Here is a 23,852-nt window from a genome sequence, read left to right as displayed (position 1 = left end):
TTACCCTCCAACTTCTCTTGCAGAAATTGCCAGATTCCCTCCAAAATTAGGCATAGCTGCCACATGTGTATGAACATAACTTGCAAGTGTGTTTTTTTCTATAAATCCATCCTGATTGTTGTATGAACCTTTTCCTCTTAAAATATCAAAGGCTAATTTGTGTTTTATATTGGAAGAGTCTACTAAAACTTTTGAGTAGTGGAATTCATGTCCGTTAAATTTTTCACCTTTCTTGGAAATTATATTATCTTCCTTCACTTCTGCTATTGTATATTTTAAAGCCTGAACTTTATCAGTTAAAATGGAGTTATAGGGATAAATTCCAACCTGTTTGTTTTCATGAATAGAGTTCATAAGGTACATCAAACCTCCGCATTCAGCAAAAATAGGTCTGTTTTCCATATGGAACTGTTTTATCTGTTTCAGCAGATTTGTATTTTCGCAAAGCTCTTTAGAAAATAATTCAGGATATCCTCCTCCAATGTATAATCCGTCTACATCAGGTAATGATTCATCTTTTAGAGGTGAAAAATATTCTATTTTGCAGCTATTAGCTTCTAAAGATTCAATATTTTCTTTATAATAAAAATTGAATACTTCGTCGTAAGCTACTCCGATTCTAACTTTCTGTTTATTTAGTTTATTCCAAATATCTTCTCTTGGTGAAGTTAATTTAGGAGCTTCTTTAGCTATTTCAACTAATCTGTCTAAATCAATAGATTTTTTTATTATATCTGACCAGAGTTCAATAAAAGACAGGGAATTATCTCTTTCAACTGCAGGAACTAATCCTAAATGTCTCTGTTCAATGGATATTGAATCATCACGGATAATTCCTCCAATTACTTCAACGCCTGTAATTTCTTCAATGGATTTTTTAGTTTTTAAGTAATGGGCGTTGTTTTTTACTTTATTTAATATAACTCCAGCAATATTAATTTCTGGGTCTAAAGCTTTAAATCCTAAAACTAAAGCAGCAGCACTTTTCACTAAACTTCTGGAATTAATAATTAAAATAACAGGAGCATTTAAAGATTTAGCTATTGATGCAGTACTTCCAATATCATTTATGGAATCAATACCTTCATAAAGTCCACGGACTCCTTCAATAATTGCAATATCTTTTTTTTCCATAGCTTTTAAGAAAGCATCTCTTACCTGGCCTTCTTTCATAAAAAATGAATCAAGATTTCTTGAGGTATTTTCAGTAGCTAATGTGTGGTAAGTCGGATCAATGTAGTCTGGCCCTACTTTAAAGGGCTGAACATTGTATTCTTCGCTTAATGCTTTCATAATTCCAGTAGCTATTGTTGTTTTTCCAACTGCACTACCGGTTCCTGCTAATATAATTCTCATAATATTATTTTATGGATTGTTGTTGTATAATTATTTATCGCATAACATGTTTTAAATAATATAATCAATATAATTTAAATTAATATATTTATGGTGGTTAAATGAGAATACTACTTATTCATTCTGATTATTTAAATTACAATGTAAAAAATAAAACACCTGTAGCTGAAGAAATCGAAGATGCTAAAAAACAAGGAGCATTTGATGAATCTTTAGTTGTATTTACAGCTGTTGAAAAAGACGACGAAAATAACCCACAAGGAATTGTTAAAAACTTAGTTAAAGAAGTTATTAAAACTAATGATCAAGTTAAAGCAGAAAATATAGTTTTATATCCATATGCTCATTTATCTTCTTCTTTAAGCTCTCCAAAAGTAGCTGTTCAAGTATTGAAAGATGCTGAAGAAGCTTTGATTGGCGAAGGATTAAATGTTAAAAGAGTACCCTTCGGATGGTATAAAGCATTTGAAATCTCCTGTAAAGGACATCCGTTAAGTGAACTTTCAAGAACTATTACTGCTGAAGAGGAAGACGAAGAGGAAGTAGAGAAAAAACCTTCTTCCTGGTCTATTCTTGACGGAGATAAACTCATTGATATTGATGATTTTAAATTTGAAAATGATCAGTTAGAAAAACTTGTTAGCTATGAACTTGGTACTGGAGCATCTGATGCAGGTGAACCTCCTCATGTTAAATTAATGAGAGAAAAAGAGTTATGTGACTATGAAAGTGCATCTGATGTAGGAAACCTTAAATGGTTCCCAAAAGGACGTTTAGTTCGTGATTTACTTGCTGATTATGTTTATAATTTAGTTGTAGACCAAGGGGCAATGCCTATTGAAACTCCAATTTTCTATGATTTGGATAATGAAGCTATTAATGTTCATGCAGCTAAATTTGGAGAAAGACAATACAGAACAGACACTAAGAAAAACTTAATGCTTAGATTTGCATGCTGTTTTGGTGCATTTAGAGTAATGGCTGACCCATTTATTACATGGAAAAATTTACCAGCAAAACTCTATGAATTATCTACTTACAGTTTCCGTTTTGAGAAAAAAGGAGAAGTTGTAGGTCTTAAAAGATTAAGGGCATTTACCATGCCGGATTTCCATAGTTTCTGTGCTGATATGGGCAGTACCTTAGAAGAATTCTCAAAACAAACAGATATGTGTATTCAGACTGGTTTGGATTTAGATGTTAATTATGAAATAATTTTCAGAGCTACTAAAGACTTCTATGATGAAAATAAAGATTGGATGTACAGTATTGGTAAAAAAATAGGTAAACCTGTTTTACTTGAAATTTTACCTGAAAGAAAACATTACTGGTCCTGTAAAATTGACTTTGCAGCTATTGACTACCTGGGAAGGCCAATTGAAAATCCGACAGTTCAGATAGATGTTGAAAGTGGTAAAAGATTTGACATTACCTATCTTGGAGAAGATGGAAAAGAACATTATCCAACTATTCTTCACTGCAGTCCAACTGGAAGTATAGAAAGGGTTATCTGCAGTTTACTTGAAAAAACAGCTATTGAAATAGATGAAAAAGCTCCAATGTTACCTACCTGGTTAAGTCCGATTGAAGTAAGAATCATAACTGTTGGTGAAGATCACAAAGACTTTGCTAATGAATTATATGATAAAATCAATGCTGAAAATATTCGTGTTGATGTAGATGACAGAGATGAAAGTGTCGGTAAAAAAATAAGGAATGCAGCTACTGAATGGATTCCTTACATATTTGTTGTTGGAGACAATGAAAAAGAATCTGGTGTATTTTCTGTAACAGTTCGTGAAACCGGTGAAAAAGTTGACATGACTGTTGATGAGTTAATTAATGAGGTCCTTGATAAAACTAAAGGAATGCCTTACAGAGGTCTACCTTTACCAAAAGATATCTCAACAAGGATTAATTTCCAATAAACCTTCTTTTTTGAAGGTTTTTAATCTTCTTTTTTTGAAAATAATTCTTTTAATCTCTTTTTTTAGTGTAAACTAATTAAAATATATTTTATAGATATGTGGGGGGATAAAATCCACATATCTGTTTATTTAAGTGATGTGTTTTGAATATATGGAGGTTTGATAATACATTCACGACTAAGTTTTTGAAATATGTTTTAATCACATATTCCAGATTATACTCTGTAAAGACTTGTATATATTTTTTATCTTTTTTTAAGCTTTAATTATATGTTATAATGTTATTATTGTATTTTAAATCAAAATTTACACTTTTAAATCAATATTATCAATAATCTGTTTTTTAGTAGTTAGCTTTATTTAATTAAAAAAATATAATTATATACTGTATATAATATACGGAGGAACTATTTAATGTACAATATAGGAGAAGCTCTCATTGGTGATGGAAACGAGTTAGCTCATATTGATTTAATAATCGGTGAAAAAGAAGGGCCTGTAGGTCAAGCTTTTGCAAATGGATTATCAAATTTATCTGTTGGCCACACTCCATTAACCACTGTAATTAGACCAAACTTAATGACTAAACCAGCAACTTTAATTATTCCTAAAGTTACTGTTGGAGATTTAGATGATGCTGCTAAAGTATTCGGACCTGCACAAACTGCTGTCGGTAGAGCAGTAGCTGATGCAGTAGAAGAAGGATACATTCCAAAAGATATTGTTGAAGATATCGTAATTAATGTAAGTGTATTCATTGACCCTGCTGCAAAAAATTATAGGAAAATATATCAGTACAACTATGGAGCAACTAAATTAGCTATTAGAAGAGCTATGGAAGGTTATCCATCTATTGACAAAGTACTTGCAGAAAAAGACCGTGGAACTCACCCAATTATGGGCTTCAGAGTACAGAAACTTTGGTCTCCACCATATTTACAAGTTGCACTTGATTTAGACAACTTAGATGCTATGGAAAGAATCATTAATGATTTACCGGACAAAGAAAGAGTTCTTATTGAAGCTGGAACTCCACTTGTTAAAAAATTCGGTGTTGGTGTTGTTGGAAAAATTAGAGAATTACGTCCAAGTGCATTTATTATAGCTGACTTAAAAACTTTAGATGTTGGTAGGGTAGAAATAAAAATGGCTGCAGATGAAACAGCAGATGCAGTAGCTATTTCTGGTCTTGGAACTATTGAATCTATTAAGAAAGCTATTCATGAAACTCAAAAACAAGGTATTTACTCAATTCTTGATATGATGAATGTATCTGACTTTGAAGAAAAATTATCTGCTCTTCCAGATGATTTAAAACCTGATATAGTTTTATTACACAGAAATGTGGATTTAGAAACTTACAAAGCTGAAAAAGGTGAAGATACCAGTGAAATGACTGAATGGGGTAATATCAAATCCATTAAAAAACTCATTGGTGATGGTTTAGTTGCAGTAGCTGGAGGAATCACTCCTAATAAAGTGGAAGAAGCTACTTCAAAAGGTGCAGATATTATTATTGCAGGTAGATACATTATTGGTTCTAGAGATGTAAGAAGGGCTGCTGAAGACTTCTTAGCACATTTCCCACAAGATCCAGATAGTATGAGACTTGCACTTGACGAAGATGAACAAGTAAATTAAATCTTTTTGATTTAATTTATTTTACTTTTTTTTAAAAAAGGAGATTATAATATGGGATTTTGTAATTCTTGTGGTAGGCCAATTGTAAAAGCAGATTACGGCACTAACGCAGATGGTAGTTTAAATGATGAATATTGTAAAGATTGTTTTCAAAATGGGGAATTTACAGAACCTGATATAACTCTTGAAGAAATGATTATAAGAAAAACAAAAGAAATGATGGAAAAAAATCCTAGATTACCTGAAAACCAGGCTACAGGTATTACTGTTGGATTTATACCAGGTTTAAAAAGATGGTGTCCCGAAGAATATTGGGACGATAAATTTTAGTCTGTTTTTAAAATAAATTCTTTAATTCTATTAGCTATATACTCATCATGACTTTTATTTGATTTGAGGAAGTAATTTTCTTCTTCTAATTCATTATATTTATCAACTAATTCGTTGTATTCATCATACATACTTTTAAGTTCTTTTTCTAGGTTTTGATTACTTTCAAAAATATTTGCATAGCTGGTTTTGGTATTAAGTGTATCCTGTTTTAAAGTAGTATATTTATTGCTTATTCTTTCATAGCTGTCTTTAATACTTTTGTTTTCTTCTTTTATGTAGGAGCATTTGTCTTTAAGATTTTTATTTTCTTCTTTTATGCTTGTGAATTTGGTTTTAATATTTTCAGTTTCCTGCTTGATATTTACGAATTTGGTTTTAATGTTTTCATTTTCTTCAATTAATTTAGAATGTTTGTCTTTTAAACTTTCTAATTTTGAAGATTCATTTTCAAGAGTAGCTGATAACTGTTCTTTTTCTTGTTTAAGTAGATTAATTTCATTTTCAAATGCTTCAACATCTACTTTTGGAGTGGTTTCTATTTGGTTGGTGTATAGATAATTGGCTATTTCAAGTGCACTAACTTTATCTTCCAGGTTTTCAAACTCTTTAACTTCACTTTGAGGAATAATTAAAACTTCTTCTTGATCTTCGTATATGTCATCATGTTTAGGTATTGTGATTTGTATCTGTTTTGTTGTGTATTTTTTCTTTTCACCATTTTTAAGAGTTCTGTTGTATTCTCTAGAATATTTTTTTACAATACCTTTTCCAGTTTTCATATTTTATTCCTCAATATTTTAACATTATAATTTTGTAGTTTAGTTATTATATCTTTTTCTAATTTTCTCATCGTTTAATGTTAATGTTAGACATAATCCGACTGTTAGCAGGATTGCCGTAACATCCATTACAAGTTTCATTGCATCTTTTAATATGGTATCTACAATTTTTTCAGTTAAGCTGTGTTCGTGTTTTAATTCTGTTGTGTTTACATGCCCTAATTTTTCAAGATATTTTCCACTATGGTGAGTAATATTGTTGCTGTCTAGATAATCTGGTGCATAAGTATCTACTGCATCATGTAATCCGCTAAATGCTCCAATTATAAGAATACAACCGATTATAGCAGTTCCCATTGATGAACCTAGTGTCTGACTTGTTGTAATAAGTCCTGATGCTGTACTTTGCTTTTCTTCAGGAGTAGTATTAAGTGAAATGTCTACACCTAGGGAAATGACAAATCCTAAACCTAATCCAAAGACAGTTAATCCCGGAGCTATGTCTATAAAGTGAGTATTTAATCCAAATTGGTATTTGAGTAAAAATGTTGATCCGATAGCTAATATAAATCCTATAATCATTATGATTTTATGGTTGAATTTCATAGCTAATTTTGGAGCAAGTATGGAAGTTACTAAAAGTCCAAATGTAGCCGGAAGTAAAGTTAATCCGGTTCTGAATGCGCTTAAATGCAATACACTTTGTAAAAATACAGACACTGCAAATAATGCTCCTCCTAATGATAAATTAGTTATTAAACGTATTCCCATTCCTGTTTTTAAATTATGGTTTTTAAGTAAACTGATATCTACTAAAGGTATTTTTCCTTTTTTCTTTTGTTTATTTTCGAATATTCCAAAGGCTACAAGTAAAATAACTGACAATGAAATTAAAATCAGTGTTGTTAGGTGGTGGTGTTTTAAACATAATATTCCTAAAACAAGGCTTATCAATCCGCTTACACATAAAATAGCTCCAATTATGTCAAAATCACTTTTATTGAGGTGAGGTTTAAAGTTTTTAATTTTATATGAGAATAAAAATATGAACACAACTATTAACAGTTCAAGTACGAATCCAACTCTCCAGCTCAAAAATGTAGTTACAACTCCTCCAAATAATGGTCCTATAGCTGCAGCTATTCCTGCAATTGCACTGCTGATTGCAAGGGCAAAGGTACGTTTGTCATCTTTGTATGTTCCGCTGATAATGGAGATTGTAGCAGGAGTCATTAATGCTCCCCCTAATCCCTCAAGCAGAGACCATCCAATAAATAAAGTAATTGCATTTTGACTTACAGATGCGATTAATGCACCGATTCCATAAATTAGCGCACCTGCTAAAAATATTTTCTTTTTTCCAACGATGTCTTGTAATTTAGATCCAACAAGCATCAGTGAAGCGGTAATTAAAGTATAAAAACAGATAATTAATTGTATTGTGCTTAATGAAGTATTCAGGTCTATAACCAGCTGTGAAATACTTACATTCATGAAAGTCGAGTCCAGAGTTATTATAAATGAAGCTAATGCCACCAGTATAAGTGGGAGCCATGTTGTTTTATCTTTTGTAATATTTCTCACCAAATTTAATTTAATTATTTTTCAATTTGTTTAAACTATTTAAAGTATTTAATTATAAACATTTAGCTGAGGCTGATTAAATGAAAGTTTTTGGTATTTGCGGAAGCCCTAGAAACAGTACAACATATTATGTTTTGAAGGAAGCATTAAATAAATTAGAGGACAATGGATTTGAAACATATCTGTTTAGTTGTTCTGGAAAGAATATTGGACCTTGTATGCATTGTGATTATTGTTTGGAACACAAAAAATGTATTAATCATGATGATATGCTGGAGATATATGAAAAACTTCAGCAATGTGACGGACTGATACTGGCTACTCCGGTTCAAAGCGGAGGCATAAGCAGTAATCTGTCAGCTATTATGGACAGAACACGTGCTCTGGAAGCTGTTGATTATAATATTTTAAGAGGTAAAATTGGAATGAGCATAGCTGTTGGCGGAGACAGAACTGGCGGTCAGGATTTTGCCCATTTAAAAAATATAACTTATTTCATGATACATGGAATAATTCCGGTAAGTGGAGGTCCTTTCGGATCTAATTTAGGAGCTTCTTTCTGGTCTAGGGATTCTCTTGAAGATATAAAAAAAGATGATTACGGATTTGAATCATTAAACAGAACATTAGTGGAATTTGAAAAATTTTTAAAAAAATACATTGATTAAGTTATTGCAATGAGTATATTTATATAGTAAAATTAATTTATATTAGTATAGTTTTTTTAATTTAATCAAATTTTTTTTATTAGGTTATGTTATGGCGAGTAAGTTAGTTAGAGGTAGCTTTATTATTTTTATAGGTAATATTATCTTCCGTATTGGGGGATATCTGTACCGTTTTTTAATGGCTGCTCTTTTAGGCCCAACTAGCTGGGGTATTTTAGCTACTACTTTGCCATTTCAGGGAATATTCCAAACATTGTCTGCTGGGGGGCTTCCTCCTGCAATAGCTAAGTATGTTGCAGAATATGAAATTGTAAATGAACATGACATGGCTCGTAAAACGATTTATGTAGCTTTAAAAATCATGGTATTTCTGGGAATATTCTTTGGAGTGATTATGGTTTTCGTTGTTGCTCCATGGCTTGCTTACAATTATTTGGGAAAGCCTGAAACACTTGTTCCTTTGCAAATTGTAGGTCTTATTACTCCTTTTAGTGTTATTGTCGGTGCTTTTAGAGGAGCATTTCAGGGAGTATATAAAATGGAGTATATTGTATATACCCGTGCTGTAGAGCAGTTGGGAATGATTTTGTTTGCAACAGCATTTGTTTTAATTGGATTTTCTGTTACTGGTGCATTATGGGGTACTGTAATAGGTTTTGCAGCAGCAGCTGTTTCTGCAGTATATATATTTAAATATCATATGGCCAAATATATTCCTCCAGCTAGTGTGGATTTTAAATTTACCTGGAGAGATGAATTAGATTTAGCCACTACTTTAGTTAAATTCTCAATTCCGGTAATTATTACTGCTATTGCTGAAATGCTTATTTATAATATCTGTACTATGGTTATGGGTAAATTTTTAACTTTGGAAGCTGTTGGATTTTTCGCAGCTGCGGATCCTATATCCAGATTGCCGTTGATGATTTCTATTTCAATAGCTACAACAATTTTGCCGGCTTCTTCTGAAGCATTTAAATCTGGAAATAAGGTAGCACTAGAAAAATATGTTTCTGAAGCATATAAGTTTTCTTTACTGTTTGTTGTTCCAATGTGTATAGGATTAGCTTGTTTTGCAGCACCTATTTTAAGATTGCTTTATTTCACTAATCCTGCTTATGTTGCAGGGGCATCTGCATTAGCTATTTTGTCTGTTGGTATGACATTTTACTCATTGTTTTCAATTTCAACAAGTATTGTTCAGGGAATTGGAAATCCAAGGATTCCTATGTATATATTAATATTTGGATCTATTTTAACAGCTATTTTAAATTGGGTCATGGTTCCTACATTAGGTATTGCCGGAGGTGCTGCAGCTACTTCAATAGCCTGTTTTGCAATGATGGTGCCTATACTTTATATGGTATTTAAATTAACTAAAGTTAAAGCTCCTAAAGTTTCAGTAGTTAAAATATTAGCTGCTTCAATGATAATGGGTGTTGTTGCATATATTATGCCTAAAACAACTTCCTGGTTATTTGTAGGAATTATTGTCTGTATTATTGTGTACTTCTTTGCATTAATACTTGTAAAATTCTTTACTCAGGAGGATATTATTAGTTTAAGAGCATTATCATCTAAATTCGGACCTTTATCTAAAATTATGAACAAAATGTTAGACTTGGTCGAAAAAATCGAATTCAGATAAGGCACGATTATATTTTTTTAATTTTTCTTTTATTTATTGATATTTCTTAAAATAGCTAAAAAATAATATTTTAAGTTTTATATTTGATTATTAAGATTATTTTATTTTTATTTTTATTATTTTAATTTATTCAGCACATATTTAAAGATACATTGAAAAATATCGATAATTAATAAATATTACTTTTTAAAATAACTCTGTTTGATTATTTAATGATTTTTTATAAGTATTTATTTATATTTTTAATATTTTTCATCGAAACATTATTTAATTATAAAAATCATATTAATTCTATATTATATTTTGGAGGAATTTTATGACCGATGTGAAGGCAGGTGTTGAGTATAAGATTAATGTTGATGGGAATTCGTTCTTATTGGACAGTAAAAAATATCAGTTGCTTGAAAGCATCCTTAATACTGAGTCAATGACTGAATCAGCTAAATCAATTAAGGTTTCTTATAGAACTGCATTGAATTATATTGATAAAATAGAATCTGCACTTAATGTTAAAATTGTTAATACAACTAAAGGTGGAAAAGGTGGGGGTGGGGGAACTACCCTTACTGATGAAGGTTATTCAATTTTAAAAGAATGTAAGAAAATCAATGCTATTATGGAATTACATAAGGATGTTAATGAAATTGAATCTGAAGTTTTAAATGTTGATGAATCTAAAGGAATCATGACTATTAAAATGAACCAGTTTGAGATTAACACTCCATTAAACAGAAATTATAAAGTGGGAGATAAATTACTGGCATTAATCAGCTATGATAATATTTTTGTTATGCTGGAGCCTCAAACTTCCAGTATCCGTAATATTATTAAAGGAAAAATCATTGAAATGAAACTGGAAAAAGAGGTTATTCGTGTAAAGATAGATGTTGGTGGGCTTGGTTTATATTCTGACATAACTCTGTCTGCAGAAAAAGATTTAAATCTTACAATTGGTAAAGAAGTGTATATTGGATTTAAAGCCATGTCTGTTGCTACTTTAAAGTTATAATTTTGGGGGAATTCTTATTTTAAAAATTGAGGTTGATGAAAGTAAGTGTACAGGGTGCGGATCCTGTTATGATATTTGTCCAAAAGCAGGCAAAATATGGAAAATAAATACTGTTGCACATGTATTGGATTTAAGATATTGTCATGTTTGTACTATATGTGCAATGGCATGCCCTGAAGATTGCATTAAAATTATACGCAATGCTCCGGAAGAGTGAATTATTTGCTCTTCTTTTAATTTAACAATAGTTTGAGGAATAGCTATGGATAGAAAATCAAATGTTTCAAGAACTACATCTGAAACAGATATAAAAATAAAAATGGATCTTGACGGAAAAGGTAAATATGATATTTCAACTGGTGTGAATTTTTTTAATCATATGCTGGAAGCATTTTCAAAGCATTCAATGATTGATCTGATTGTTGATGCAAAAGGAGACATTGAAATTGATGATCATCATACTATTGAAGATGTTGGTATATTGTTGGGGGAAGCTTTCAATCAAGCTATTGGAGATAAAAGAGGCATTAAAAGAATGGCTGATGCTACAGTGCCTATGGATGAATCAGTAGCTAAAGTAGCTGTTGATATTGGAGGACGCAGCTATTGTAATATGGAATTTGACTTTACTAATGAAAAAATTGGGGACATGACTTCTGAAATTGTTATTCATTTTTTCGAGTCTTTTGCATCTTCAGCTAAATTAAATATTTATGGTGTTTCAAAAGGAGCAAATGACCATCATCAAGCAGAAGCAGTTTTTAAAGCTTTTGCTAAAGCATTAAAAGAAGCAATAAAAATAGAACATGATGAAATTCCAAGTACAAAAGGTGTTTTATAATTGGCAGGTGAAGACTTTTCTCAACGTGCATCTCATGATCGTTTAAGTGCAATAACTGATGGAGTTTATGCTGTAGCTTTAACTTTACTTGCTTTGGAGATTGTTGTTCCATCAGTTAATTCAATACATTCTTCTTCTCAATTAAATATTTATGTGCTTAATAATTTGTTACCTCAGTTATCTTTGTATTTTGTTAGTTTCATTATACTTTCAAATTTTTGGGCATCTACTAATGCTATTCCAATGTATAAAAAAGTGGATAATACTATTCTTACAATAAATTTAGCTATTTTGGCATTAGTGGTTTTAATACCCTTTTCAACTTCTTTTGTATTGTCTTTTTATCAATACAGTCAAAGTGTAATTGTTTTTAGTTTAATTATCTTATTAGTGGGATTACTTTATTTAATTTTATATATTTATTTATTTAAAGAAAATTTAGTTAAAGAACGGATTTATAAGTTTATAGAACCTCATAAAAGGATAATGATTATTGGATTAAGTATTCCTCCAATATTGGCTTTGATATCATTAATATTGGCACTGTTTAATCCTTTAGCAGGAATGTATGTTTATGTTGTTGTGCTTTTTGCAGCAGTGATAAAAAAAATAGCTAAAAGATTTATAAAGAGTTAATTTTTTTAGATGTATAAAAAAAGATAATGTAAGTAGCTAAAAAGCTACTTTTAATTTTATATTTATTCTGGTTTGCTGATTAAATCTGTTTTGCAACCAGTGTTTCCCTCTTTCATGTGAGGGGTTCTTAAAACAGAATCGTTACCTTTTTCAATTTCTCTAGCTTCATCAGCTAATGCTGCTGCAGATGCTGCCATTTCGTGTGCCGCTGCTACTAATGGGATGAAGTTTTCGAAACCTTTGGTCATGAAACATCCTTTCATATCTAAGTTTGCAACAGCTCCAGCCATTTCATATGCTGCAATAGCTTTTGCTTTTGCATATGGGTTTTCAAATCCTGCTGCTTCAACAGCTTTTTCAGCAGTAATTATAAGTTTAGGCAATTCGATATTTCCTGCTGCAGCTCCGTCAATTACACCGTCAATTGTGTTTTGAACTAATCTTAAAGCTCCGGTTTCTGCAAGCACTTTGAGAATATCTGCATTGAAAATAGCCATTTCAGTTGGGTCTAACCATTCTCTTTTTGCACCAATCATAGGGTCAGACATTACAATAATGTAACCTAATCCTTGTTCATCCATTTCATCTTTTTTACCTTTACCTGGTGCATCACCAATGATAATAGCTGGAATGTCTTTTTCAGATAACATTTCTCTTGCTTTAGCTGGTCCTGGTGCTCCTGGGTTTGGGCTAATGAAGATACAGAAATCTGGGTCAAATTGATCAACTTTTGGTACAACATCTTCAACTTGTTCAGGATTCATTTTTGCTCCAGATCCAAATACTCTTACATCAATATTTGGTCTGTCTGCTCTTTCATCTAAAAGAAGGTCTAATACTGGAGAGGTTCCAATATTTCCACTTTTTATAATACCTATTTTTACAACCATTTTAATTCACCTATTATTTCTATACAATTGTTTATAGAATTGTATATTTATTAATCTTTTGATTTAGCTCTGATTAATTAATTTGAATATTTTTTATATTTTGTTCAAAAATTTTAGAAAAAGTAGTTAGAAAATGATAAAATATTCATAAAATAATAGTTAAATTTTTAAAAATAGTTGGGAAGTGGTTCCGACGAGATTCGAACTCGTGATCCCCTCCTTGTAAGGGAGGTATCATACCACTAGACCACGGAACCATAGCACATCCTTATTTATTGATGTTATAATATATAAAGCTTTTGGTTTTTTTAAGGAATTTATATTTTATTTCCACAATTGAAACAAAAAACATCATCTTCTTTTATTGCACTTCCGCAATTGCTGCATTTCAATTCATGTTTTAATTTGTTTCCGCAGTTGGTGCAAAATGCATCATCATCATTTACCTGATGTCCGCACTTATTACAAGTTAATTCATATTTTAATTTGTTTCCACAGTTGGTACAGAATATATCATCTGCTTTTATAGTATTTCCACAATATTTGCAGGTATTGGCAGAATGCTTATTTTTAGCTGCACTTATTCCTGATACTTCAGCACTTGCGGTACCTAATGTAGGTACTTTTTCAAGCATATTTGAACTTGTTGATGTGCTGTCGGATAAAACTGGCTGACTATAAAAGTCTGTTCGGTTTTCTATTTCAAATATCATTTCATTCATTGCAGCAATTCTTTTATCATCAGAGGGGTGGGTAGAAAAGAAATCAAAATCATTGGCATTTTCTTCACTCATGGACTGCCAGAATGCCGGAATTTCACTTATGTCATAACCTGCCCAGTGAATTATCATCATTCCAAGTTTATCAGCTTCTATTTCTTGAGACCTTCCAAATGGCTGTATTAAAAAAAGTTCAGATCCGATATCTGCAATATTTGTAATTGCACCTGCAGCAAGTCCCAGCTCTTCCTGACCTAAAAGAATAAGTCCGATGCTTCCGATTCTGGAAATGGTTGTTATTGTATTTTTTGTATTTCTGATACTGGATTCGGTTCTGGAGTGGTCTAAAAGAGCATGGGCAATTTCATGACCTAAAATAAATGCTATTTTTTCTTCAGTATTTGCTATTGGCAAAATTCCTGAAAGTACAATGATTTTTCCTCCAGGTATACACATTGCATTTACTGTGTCATCTTCAACTAAATGGACTTCCCAGTCATAATAGTCTGCAGTATAATCTGACCTACCGATTTTAGCTAAATATTTTTCAACAGCATTTATTAAATTTGAAGTAACTTTTAAGATTAATTGGCCTTGTTGTGTTTGGTCTAATATTTCATACTTGTTTATCATATCGTAATAGTGATTATAATATTCATCTAAAAATTTATCATCATCTACATTGTCATAATGTGATTTTCCAGTAAATGGGTTAAGGCCACTTCTATCATCTTTACTCATTTTACCACCATATTTGTTATTACTTTATTTTTTATACTTTATAAAATCATGGGTTTACTTTGTGTATAAAAGTAGCCTATATCTAAAAGTAACTTATAAATAAAAATAAAACCATATTATATATTAATAAATTATTAATTAAAAGTGATATAAATGGCATGGGATGATTCTGCTAGCAAAATATGGATGGACGGAAATATGGTTGATTGGAAAGATGCAAAAATTCATGCACTTTCACATGTAGTCCATTATGGTACAAGTGTTTTTGAAGGTATTAGGGCATATGATAATAAAAAAGGCACATGTATCTTTCGTTTAAATGAACATGTAAAACGTTTATTTAATTCTGCAAAAGTTTATAAAATTGATATTCCTTATACTCAGGAGGAAATTGCACAGGCAATTAGGGATACTGTTAAAATCAATGAGTTAGCTTCCTGTTACATACGTCCTGTTGTATTTAGAGGGTATGGTCAGTTAGGAGTAAATCCATTAACCTGTCCTGTTAATAGTGTAATAGCTGCTTGGGAATGGGGATCATATTTAGGTGAAGAAGGAATGGCTAATGGTGTAAATGTCGGAGTTTCCTCCTGGAGAAAACCAGCTCCAGATACTTTTCCAACATTAGCTAAATGCGGTGCTAATTATATGAATTCCCAATTGGCTAAATTGGAAGCTATTGAACATGGTTATGATGAGGCTATTATGCTTGATTATGAAGGCCATGTTTCTGAAGGTAGTGGAGAAAACATTTTCATTGTAGAAGATGGTGTATTATACACTCCTTCAATGGATTCTTCCAATCTTAAAGGAATTACAAGAGAATCTATCAAACAGCTAGCTAATGATTTAGGATATGAAGTTGTTGAAGAAGGAATTTCAAGAGAAAGATTATACTTTGCTGATGAAGTATTTTTCAGTGGAACTGCTGCTGAAGTTACTCCTATTCGTTCAATTGATCATAAAATCATTGGTGCGGGTAAAAGAGGTCCAATTTCAGAAAAATTACAAAAAACTTTCTTTGACATTGTTGAAGGTAAAAAGGATGATAAATTTGGCTGGTTGGATTATATTTAAATGGTGTGGGAAATGGATATAATTCAGGCAATTATTATTGGTATTGTTCAGGGATTAACTGAATTTTTACCTGTAAGTAGTTCAGCTCATTTAATCTTTGCTCAAAATGCATTAGGGGTAGAATCTTCTCTTGCTTTTGATGTTTTTCTTCATTTAGGAAGTTTAATAGCTGTATTATGGTTCTTCCGTGCAGATATTATCAGAATGATTCAGGCATTCTTATTAAGTATTGGAGATATTATTCAACACAGATTTAAGGAGGGATTTTACTCTGATCCTTATAAAAGATTGGTCTGGTATGTAATTATAGCTACTATTCCTGTAGGTTTAGTTGGAGTATTATTTGAAAGTCAGGTAGAGTCATTGTTTGCAGGTGCATTGTATGTTCCGGCATTTTTCCTATTTGTAACCGGTACTATTCTTTACTTGTCTCAAAGAATGAATTCCGGAGAGGTTGATTTATCAAATCTTTCACTTAAAGAATCAATATTTATGGGATTAGGTCAGGCATGTGCTATATTACCTGGTCTTTCACGTTCAGGTACTACAATAGCTGCAGGTCTTGTAATTGGATTGGATAAAGAATTTGCTGCTAAATTCAGTTTTATATTATCTATTCCGGCTATTTTAGGAGCATTTATAGTCCAACTTAAGGATATTGGAACAATTACTGATTTCAATGCTTTAGCTGTTTTATTAGGATTTTTAGCAGCATTAATATCCGGTTATTTGGCTATTAAATGGTTACTTGAATTAATTCAAAAAAGAAGTTTGGATATTTTTGCATATTACTGTTGGATTGTAGGAATAATAGTATTTATGGGTTCAATAACCCATTTATTCTAAATACTATTCACTGCAAACCTTTTCTATTTTTTTTCTTAATCTTTCAACAGAGTTTCCTCTAATTAATGCTGTAAACATTGCACCCCCAGCTCCAACACCTTCTTTAACAAAACCGTCCAGATAATTTTTCAATCCAGGATATTCTGCTTCTTCAAAATTAGGGTCTACAATATTGACTGTAATATCTTTATCAATCTGTTTTACAAGGTCAAATAAATCAGCTGTTTCATCATTAGCCACAAAAACTGTAGTAGCTAAGTTTATTCTTGAGAAATCAAAATTAGGATTTATGGATTTTACAATTGCACAAACAGCAGCCATTTGTGTTCCGCCGCCTAAAATTATTGGGATATCTGTAGATATTACAAGTCCAGCCATTCCTGCAAGGGTTGGATCTCCAACAGCTCCAATAGCTTGCATTGCATCAATTTCATCAGTTTCAGGGTCAAGACCTGCATTTTTCAATCCTTCATCTACTACTTTTGTTTTTAAATCATGAGGATTTGTAGGCATACTTCCGCTGACTTTCTCATTAGCATCATATCCAAGAGCTCTTAAGACTCCAAGAGCAGTAGTTGTTCCTGCAGCTATACTTTCTCCGATTACTAGATAATCATGCATCATTGAAAGCTTTGCTCCAAGTTCTTTTGCATTTTCATAAATTTCCAATGGATTTAAAACTCCTTTTCCTGTTCTGATATCTCTTCCATATTCATTTCCAAGTCTGTTGCATTCTAAATGAGGGGTAACTTTAGAACCAGCATCTACTATAACAAATGGTATATCCGCAAGTTGTAAGGATGCTTTAGTCAGCATTGATGGTGTTGGTGCAGCAGTTTCTCCAACCACTGTTTGAGGAATTTCTTCCATACAATGAACACTTCCATGAACCATTATTTCAGCATCTGCTGCAGGAGTATATTCAGTTAATTCGGGAGTTGCTCCAGCTCCAGATATTCCAGGTATTTTGGAAGTTTCAGTTGTACCAATTACACATATAAATACTGGTTCCCCATATTTTATTTGGTTTATTAATTCATCAGAACCGTATGTTGTTATTCCGTCAATCATTTATTCACCTTTTTTAATTCTTCAATAATAATTTTATTTTGATTTATAATTTTTTGATTTTGCTTAATAATTTTTTCCAACATCTCTTTTTGAGTCAAATCCGTGCTGAATGTTTTTCCGTCTCTGGCTCTTGGAGGTATTTTGATTTCATTTGTTTGAGGTCTTGGAGGAATCCTATTTGGACTGTCAGAATCTTTTTTAATGTCTTTGGTGTAAATATTTGAGACGGTCTGTTTACTGTTTTCTTCTAACAGTTCCATTAATCTTGAATCTACTTCATCACCTTTAAGTTGACCTTGTTCAACTTCAAATCTTAATCTTTTTTGGATATTGTATCCCTGATAGATGGGTATGCCTCTGTTTTCGATTTCTTCTTTAAACTCCTCTCTAAGACGTACATCTCCTGTTAATTGTGTAACTCTTTTTTCTTCAGAAGTTTTTGTGCTATAAAATCCCATGATTATTAATTTATTTTTGAAATTTAAATATTTGTAGGAAATGTGAAATTAATAAAATGTGTATTTCTGCAATATTTGTGAACTGTATCTTATTTATATTTCAAATAACTAATATTAAATTAAATTATTTTTTTAAGTTGATTATTTTGATATGTTTAGGAATTGAAGGAACTGCTGAAAAGACAGGTGTAGGAATCGTTGATAGTGATGGAAATATACTAGCTATGGCTGGGGAACAGTTATTCCCGGAAAAAGGAGGTATTCATCCAAGAATAGCTGCTGAACATCATGGATATTGGATTCCAAAGTTAATTCCAAAAGCTATTGATGAAGCGGGAATCTCTTATGATGATTTGGATTTAATATCTTTTTCACAGGGTCCTGGTCTTGGTCCTGCTTTAAGAATTGTAGCTACTTCTGCAAGAACACTGGCACTATCTTTAAATAAACCAATAATTGGTGTTAATCATTGTATTGGTCATGTTGAAGTGGGAAAATTAGACACTGGTGCAGTTAATCCTGTAACTCTTTATGTAAGTGGTGGAAATAGTCAGGTAATCTCTCATGAAAGCGGAAGGTATAGGATTTTTGGTGAAACACTAGACATTGCTGCGGGAAACTGTCTTGATCATTTCGGTCGTGAAACAGGTTTAGGCCATCCTGGAGGTCCTGTAATTGAAAAACTGGCTAAAAAAGGTTCTTATGTTGATTTACCTTATGTTGTAAAAGGAATGGATTTCTCATTTTCAGGATTGCTCTCTGCAGCTTTAAGAAAAGTTAAAAAAGGCACTCCAATTGAGGATGTTTGTTTTTCACTGCAGGAAACAGCTTTTTCAATGCTTGTTGAGGTAACAGAAAGGGCACTGTCCCATACACAAAAAGATGAGGTTATGTTGTGCGGTGGAGTTTCTGCAAACTCAAGACTTAGGGAAATGCTTAAGACAATGTCTGAGGAGCATGGGGCCAAATTCTATATGCCTGAAATGAAACTATGTGGGGATAACGGAGTAATGATTGCATGGCTGGGATTGCTTATGTACAATCAGTTTGGTCCTTTGGATATTAGGGATACTGGGATTATTCAGCGTTTCAGAACTGATGAAGTAGAGGCTCCATGGGTAAATAGTGATGAATCACATTTGAAATTACCTGATAATTTAATAGCTAAAGGTGCTGAATCAGATATTATTAAAAGTTCATATTTGGGCAGAAATGCCGTATTGAAAAGCAGAATTCCGAAAGCTTACAGAATTGCTGAGATTGATTCTAAAATAAGAAAGTCAAGAACCAAACTTGAAGCCAAATTATTGTCTGATGTTAAAAAAGCAGGTGTAACTGCTCCTGTATTATATGATGTTGATTTGGAAAATAAATCTATATTGATGGAAGCTATTGAAGGGAAGATGCTTAAAGAAGTTATTGATGACAGTTTAGCTTATAAAATCGGAGTTGAAATAGCTAAAATACACAGTTTGGATATTATTCATGGAGATATTACAACTTCAAATATAATGCTTAGAGACGGAAAATTGGTATTTTTAGATTTTGGTCTTGGAAGACATTCTGATTTATTTGAAGATAAGGCAGTTGATTTGCTTGTATTAAAGAAATCCCTGCAAAGTATAGACAGCACTACAGCCAGCAAATATTTTGATGATGTTTTAGACGGTTATGCTGATTCATACGGGGAAAATAAAGATAAAATAATTAAAAAAATAAAAGAAATTGAATCAAGAGGACGTTATACCCATTAGGAAAGCATAATTTAATTCTTTATGTATGGGTGAACCTCTTTTTCTAGTGTATGAAATATAATGGATGAGAGCAAATTTCTAATCAGTTCATATAATTCTGATGCTTATTGATTTTTGCACTAAAACTCTGATACAAAATTTCTTTTGTAGTTATTTGAAGAATATGCATTCAGCAGTTATTATGTTAATCAGGATAACTGACTGGATATATTAAATACTATCTTAAACAACCGATTGGAATTACTTTAACACCATCCGGACGAGTATATGCATCTTTTCCGCCAGTCAGCACTGCAAGAAATGTGGGATTATCCAATTTTTTATTCTTTTCAATTAACTTATTGATTTTAAGAAGATTTTGGGCACCTTCCTCTATTCTTTCACTTCCAAGCTTGCATTCTATTAATGCATATCTTCCGTCTCTCAAGTGAACAACACAGTCAATTTCCAAATCTGACTTGTTATGATAATATGAAACTTTTCCGCCATAGGAATTTGTATAAACATTTAAGTCACGAATGCATAAATTTTCAAAAATAAATTCGAATGTTTCCAAATCATTTTCCATTGATTTAGGATTTGCATTCAATGCTGCTACGGCAATTGAAGGATCAATGAATACTTTTTTATTTCCTGATCTGATTGCTGATTTTGATTTGATGTTTGGCGACCATCCTCTGTTGTCTTCAATTACAAATAATTTTTTCAAGGCATCAACATATGAATAGTATGTGGGTCTACTTATATCCATAAAATTAGCATTAATATCCTCTATAATGGTTTGATCTTTAGCCAGTGTGGAATTGTTTCTTGCAAGCGAACGTAATAATACTCTTACCCTATCAGGATCTCTTTTAACCCCATCAACAGCAGAAACATCTGTGTTACAAATGTTTTCCAAATAATTATATGCAACAAAGAGTTTGCCTTCTCGAGTTTTTTGATTCAATGAATCTGGCCAACCCCCACGGCAGGCAGCAAATATCAAATCATCTATTGTTAAAGAGGATTCACAGTCATTAATGTTAATGTCTGGATTGTCAAATAAGTCCATAATTGAAATCTGCCCGTTTGATTCACCGCTTTCATACAAACTCATAGGCCTCATTAACATTCTATGGATTCTTCCGGTTCCTGAGTGCATAATGCTGTCTTCATCAACCACTGTTGAACCGGTTAGAATATATAATCCATATCCTTCGCTTTCATCTATGCTTGTTCTGACGGAATCCCACAATACTGGAGCCACCTGCCATTCATCAATCAATCGCGGTTTGTTTCCTTTTAATAATCTGGAAGGCTCTATGTCTGCCCACATAATATTTGTTTTATAATTATCTTTGTCTTGTAGTTTTAATACACTTTTGGCATGCTGTTCGGCAGTAGTTGTCTTGCCACACCATTTGGTCCAACAATGAGAATTGCACCAATCATTGTAAGATATTTTTCCAAATCTTCATCCAATATTCTCGGCAAATACTTAACAACCATAATGATTACTCCTTAATTTTACATTTTTTCCGTATATTACTTTACAATTTTTCTAATACAAAAATCTGTTACTTATTTTATTTAGAGCATTTTGAAAAGCAATATTTTTTTCGAAAACTAGGTATGTTTTCTTGTCATATCGATTGTTTCATCATTTTGGTTCATTTTCATTTTTTGTTTTTTGAATATGCTTGTTTTAAATAATATTGGATAGTGTAACTTAGGCAAGTTTATCACTATCTAATTAATCCAGTATCCTGATTTATACGTAAATTTTGCAGGTATAATTTGAAAAGATTACTTTTTAATTTGTATTTGCCTCTTGCTGGTTTGATTATCATGTTTTTGTTAATTAAACTTTTTAGCAATGCTGAAGGTTCTGAGTTTAGGTGAGCATTATCTTTGATATGGGAATAGGATAAAATTGTTTCGTTGCTTTCAGCCATTAAGCATAGTATTTTTCGCTCTTCCGTAGTGGATTTAGAGAATAATGATTTAAATTCACGTTGGGCCAAAATGTTTAAGGAATACACAGATGCCTTTTTAAACTCATCCATAGTCACTTTATCATCTTCATTTGTTTCTTCAAAACAGCTGTAAGCTAGGATTTGCATGTAATATGGAATTCCGTTTGATAATTCATATATTTCTTTTATGACATTCTCTTCAAAGGCCACATTTTGTTCTTTAGTAGGAATATTGATTGCATCATATACTTCGCCGTATGATAATGGTCCAATTAAGTAAGGTTCGAATATCCGTACTGCTGAGTCAAGTTTGTCTTGTATTTTGTTGAAAATGTCTTCTGAACCAGTAGCTACAAACATTATGTTTTTTCCTTTTAGATTTAATTCTACAAGAGCATTCTGCAAGATACTCAATATCTTCATTGTTTCATCATTGCCCATAATCCTTTGAAGATCATCAAACAGCAGGATTAAAACAGGATTGTCAGAGCCTAGCTCATCATAAATCACGTTTAAAATTTTTTCAAATGCAACTGCAGGGCTGGTTTGGGGAATTTCACGTGATACAGATATGCCTCCGATAAATGGTATATTAATACCTAATGAACTTATTTTCTCCCAAAAATGGCTAATATTAATATTTAACGTGTCAGAACATTTTTCTATTATTAATGAGTAAATGTCTTCAAAATTTCCTTCCATTAATGGAATTCTAACTGAATATACATCATCAAGATTAGTTATTTCCTCTTGAAATTTTAATAATAAAGATGTTTTTCCAATATCTTTTGGTCCATATAATATTAAATGGCCGGGAATTCCTATTTTAGTTGAGTTATATATTTTTTTAAGTTCATTTAATTCATTTTCACGGCCAGTGAAATACGAAGGCAAAATTCCAGTTCGTTTTCTAAAAGGATTATTTTTCATGTTTATAACCTCTGATAATACATTTCATAAAAAACATAAAAAAAATTTATGTTTCTTATGTTTCTTATGTTTCTCAAGAATTTTGAAATTTACATATAATAAATGCTATTCTAATAATTTTTTAAATCATAAAATAAAAAGTATCAATTTTCATAAGAGCATTCGCTAAAGGATTAAATTTGTAAGAAAAGCAAATAAAACAATAATGTTCAAGTTTTTTACATATTGGGAAATGATAAAACTATTGGAAGGGAATTTAAACCATTATTGGAGACTGATGATAATATATAATTACTTTAGATTAGCTAAAATTTCCTAAACAATTAATTGTTCATTTAAATCTTTTAACTGATTATGGTTAATTTTATAAAAAATTTAGTTCATAATTAACTTTATGATAACATTTATAACTGGTAACAAACATAAAGTTATAGAAGCAGAGAATATATTTAAAGATTATGACATTAACTTGGAGCATATTGATTTAGGTTACTGTGAACCTCAGGGAACTCTTGAGGAAGTAGCTATATCAGGTGCAAAATATGCTAGTCGTAAACTTAATAAACCTGTGATTGTTGAAGACGCTGGTTTATTCATAAAAGCTTTAAAAGGTTTTCCGGGAACATATTCTTCTTATGTTCAAGAAACTCTTGGAAATCAGGGAATATTAAAGCTTTTAGATGGTGTCGATGACCGTTATGCCGAATTCAGGTCAGTTATTGGGTACTGCGCCCCCAATTCTGAGCCCAAGATCTTTTTAGGTAAGGTCATAGGTGAAATCGCAGTTGAGGAAAAAGGAGATTTAGGTTTTGCTTTTGATCCTATTTTCTATGTTCCAGATGAAGATAAGACTTTTGGAGAACTTACAACTGAAGAAAAAAACCAGTTTTCACATAGAAAAAATTCTTTAGAAAAATTTATTAAATGGTATTCTGTTCAATAATTTTCTAATTTATTATTATGGGCTTACTTTATAACTAATATT

21 protein-coding genes, 1 tRNA gene and 1 pseudogene are annotated in these 23,852 nt (G+C 31.6%); 13 read left to right on the top strand and 10 right to left on the bottom strand.

Going from position 1 to position 23,852, the window contains the following annotated elements; all coding sequences use genetic code 11:
* On the bottom strand, positions 1 to 1,356 hold the full coding sequence (cfbB, locus tag ACMC9J_RS04480) for a Ni-sirohydrochlorin a,c-diamide synthase (protein ID WP_019265106.1): 1,356 nt from the start codon (positions 1,354 to 1,356) through the stop codon (positions 1 to 3).
* A 101-nt stretch (positions 1,357 to 1,457) separates the two neighbouring features.
* Between cfbB and ACMC9J_RS04475 the strand changes: the two genes are divergently transcribed.
* The 3 genes from ACMC9J_RS04475 (at position 1,458) to ACMC9J_RS04465 (ending at position 5,255) form a co-directional block, all read left to right on the top strand.
* A complete protein-coding gene (locus tag ACMC9J_RS04475; RefSeq protein WP_094516603.1) occupies positions 1,458 to 3,284 on the top strand; it encodes a threonine--tRNA ligase in 1,827 nt (608 codons plus the stop codon).
* 414 nt (positions 3,285 to 3,698) lie between these two features.
* Entirely contained in the window at positions 3,699 to 4,925 is a 1,227-nt protein-coding gene (locus ACMC9J_RS04470) for a bifunctional 5,6,7,8-tetrahydromethanopterin hydro-lyase/3-hexulose-6-phosphate synthase (protein WP_019265104.1), read from the top strand.
* Between the two features lie 51 nt (positions 4,926 to 4,976).
* Positions 4,977 to 5,255: a zinc ribbon domain-containing protein gene (locus tag ACMC9J_RS04465; protein WP_019265103.1), complete on the top strand. Its 279-nt coding sequence runs from the start codon at positions 4,977 to 4,979 to the stop codon at positions 5,253 to 5,255.
* Here ACMC9J_RS04465 and ACMC9J_RS04460 read toward each other — a convergent pair.
* Together ACMC9J_RS04460 and ACMC9J_RS04455 are read right to left on the bottom strand one after the other, a co-directional pair.
* The gene (locus tag ACMC9J_RS04460; RefSeq protein WP_304130374.1) at positions 5,252 to 6,037 is read right to left on the bottom strand and encodes a phosphoserine phosphatase; all 786 of its coding nucleotides are present in this window, start codon (positions 6,035 to 6,037) and stop codon (positions 5,252 to 5,254) included. The two genes, ACMC9J_RS04465 and ACMC9J_RS04460, sit on opposite strands and share 4 nt — an antisense overlap.
* A gap of 39 nt (positions 6,038 to 6,076) precedes the next feature.
* Complete coding sequence (locus tag ACMC9J_RS04455; RefSeq protein ID WP_427003630.1) at positions 6,077 to 7,576, bottom strand: MFS transporter; 1,500 nt, start codon at positions 7,574 to 7,576, stop codon at positions 6,077 to 6,079.
* A 125-nt stretch (positions 7,577 to 7,701) separates the two neighbouring features.
* On the opposite strand from ACMC9J_RS04455, the gene ACMC9J_RS04450 reads away from it, so the two are divergent.
* From ACMC9J_RS04450 to ACMC9J_RS04425, 6 genes are all read left to right on the top strand, one after another.
* Positions 7,702 to 8,289 carry a flavodoxin family protein gene (locus ACMC9J_RS04450; protein ID WP_427003613.1) on the top strand — a complete coding sequence of 196 codons (588 nt, stop codon included), beginning with the start codon at positions 7,702 to 7,704 and terminating at the stop codon, positions 8,287 to 8,289.
* A 91-nt stretch (positions 8,290 to 8,380) separates the two neighbouring features.
* Positions 8,381 to 9,937, top strand: a complete 1,557-nt coding sequence (locus ACMC9J_RS04445) for a flippase (protein WP_019266819.1) — start codon at positions 8,381 to 8,383, stop codon at positions 9,935 to 9,937.
* Between the two features lie 316 nt (positions 9,938 to 10,253).
* Positions 10,254 to 10,946, top strand: a complete 693-nt coding sequence (locus ACMC9J_RS04440; RefSeq protein WP_019265096.1) for a TOBE domain-containing protein — start codon at positions 10,254 to 10,256, stop codon at positions 10,944 to 10,946.
* Between the two features lie 10 nt (positions 10,947 to 10,956).
* A complete protein-coding gene (locus ACMC9J_RS04435; protein ID WP_094516602.1) occupies positions 10,957 to 11,163 on the top strand; it encodes a 4Fe-4S binding protein in 207 nt (68 codons plus the stop codon).
* A 45-nt stretch (positions 11,164 to 11,208) separates the two neighbouring features.
* Positions 11,209 to 11,787 carry an imidazoleglycerol-phosphate dehydratase HisB gene (gene hisB, locus ACMC9J_RS04430; protein ID WP_019265095.1) on the top strand — a complete coding sequence of 193 codons (579 nt, stop codon included), beginning with the start codon at positions 11,209 to 11,211 and terminating at the stop codon, positions 11,785 to 11,787.
* Complete coding sequence (locus ACMC9J_RS04425) at positions 11,788 to 12,423, top strand: TMEM175 family protein (RefSeq protein WP_427003612.1); 636 nt, start codon at positions 11,788 to 11,790, stop codon at positions 12,421 to 12,423.
* Between the two features lie 62 nt (positions 12,424 to 12,485).
* Here the strand turns inward: ACMC9J_RS04425 and ACMC9J_RS04420 are convergent, their stop codons facing one another.
* The 3 genes from ACMC9J_RS04420 to ACMC9J_RS04410 form a co-directional block, all read right to left on the bottom strand.
* The gene (locus ACMC9J_RS04420; RefSeq protein ID WP_019265093.1) at positions 12,486 to 13,313 is read right to left on the bottom strand and encodes a F420-dependent methylenetetrahydromethanopterin dehydrogenase; all 828 of its coding nucleotides are present in this window, start codon (positions 13,311 to 13,313) and stop codon (positions 12,486 to 12,488) included.
* Between the two features lie 185 nt (positions 13,314 to 13,498).
* Positions 13,499 to 13,570 (bottom strand) — tRNA-Val (locus ACMC9J_RS04415).
* A gap of 60 nt (positions 13,571 to 13,630) precedes the next feature.
* Positions 13,631 to 14,773, bottom strand: a complete 1,143-nt coding sequence (locus tag ACMC9J_RS04410) for a M48 family metallopeptidase (protein ID WP_250415678.1) — start codon at positions 14,771 to 14,773, stop codon at positions 13,631 to 13,633.
* A gap of 153 nt (positions 14,774 to 14,926) precedes the next feature.
* Here ACMC9J_RS04410 and ACMC9J_RS04405 point away from each other — a divergent pair, with 153 nt between their 5' ends.
* Together ACMC9J_RS04405 and uppP are read left to right on the top strand one after the other, a co-directional pair.
* Complete coding sequence (locus ACMC9J_RS04405) at positions 14,927 to 15,850, top strand: branched-chain amino acid transaminase (protein WP_019265091.1); 924 nt, start codon at positions 14,927 to 14,929, stop codon at positions 15,848 to 15,850.
* A 12-nt stretch (positions 15,851 to 15,862) separates the two neighbouring features.
* A complete protein-coding gene (uppP, locus tag ACMC9J_RS04400) occupies positions 15,863 to 16,696 on the top strand; it encodes an undecaprenyl-diphosphatase UppP (RefSeq protein WP_019265723.1) in 834 nt (277 codons plus the stop codon).
* A gap of 3 nt (positions 16,697 to 16,699) precedes the next feature.
* Here uppP and cobT read toward each other — a convergent pair whose 3' ends face one another.
* Together cobT and ACMC9J_RS04390 are read right to left on the bottom strand one after the other, a co-directional pair.
* Positions 16,700 to 17,767, bottom strand: a complete 1,068-nt coding sequence (cobT, locus tag ACMC9J_RS04395; RefSeq protein ID WP_019268000.1) for a nicotinate mononucleotide-dependent phosphoribosyltransferase CobT — start codon at positions 17,765 to 17,767, stop codon at positions 16,700 to 16,702.
* Positions 17,764 to 18,225: a hypothetical protein gene (locus ACMC9J_RS04390; protein WP_304160806.1), complete on the bottom strand. Its 462-nt coding sequence runs from the start codon at positions 18,223 to 18,225 to the stop codon at positions 17,764 to 17,766. The genes cobT and ACMC9J_RS04390 overlap by 4 nt, the downstream gene beginning before the upstream one ends.
* 137 nt (positions 18,226 to 18,362) lie before the next feature.
* Here ACMC9J_RS04390 and ACMC9J_RS04385 point away from each other — a divergent pair, with 137 nt between their 5' ends.
* Positions 18,363 to 19,979: a bifunctional N(6)-L-threonylcarbamoyladenine synthase/serine/threonine protein kinase gene (locus ACMC9J_RS04385; protein ID WP_427003611.1), complete on the top strand. Its 1,617-nt coding sequence runs from the start codon at positions 18,363 to 18,365 to the stop codon at positions 19,977 to 19,979.
* A gap of 217 nt (positions 19,980 to 20,196) precedes the next feature.
* On the opposite strand, the pseudogene ACMC9J_RS04380 reads toward ACMC9J_RS04385, so the two are convergent.
* Positions 20,197 to 21,470 (bottom strand): annotated as a pseudogene (locus ACMC9J_RS04380) (ATP-binding protein).
* Between the two features lie 236 nt (positions 21,471 to 21,706).
* The gene (locus tag ACMC9J_RS04375) at positions 21,707 to 22,867 is read right to left on the bottom strand and encodes an AAA family ATPase (protein ID WP_427003610.1); all 1,161 of its coding nucleotides are present in this window, start codon (positions 22,865 to 22,867) and stop codon (positions 21,707 to 21,709) included.
* A 394-nt stretch (positions 22,868 to 23,261) separates the two neighbouring features.
* Here ACMC9J_RS04375 and ACMC9J_RS04370 point away from each other — a divergent pair, with 394 nt between their 5' ends.
* Positions 23,262 to 23,810: an XTP/dITP diphosphatase gene (locus tag ACMC9J_RS04370; RefSeq protein ID WP_019266811.1), complete on the top strand. Its 549-nt coding sequence runs from the start codon at positions 23,262 to 23,264 to the stop codon at positions 23,808 to 23,810.
* Positions 23,811 to 23,852 lie beyond the last annotated feature (42 nt).

It is taken from the genome of Methanobrevibacter intestini, from assembly GCF_047402955.1.
Lineage (GTDB): Archaea > Methanobacteriota > Methanobacteria > Methanobacteriales > Methanobacteriaceae > Methanocatella > Methanocatella intestini.
Note: the sequence above shows the minus strand (reverse complement) of the source record. Positions and strands in the feature narration are given on the sequence as shown.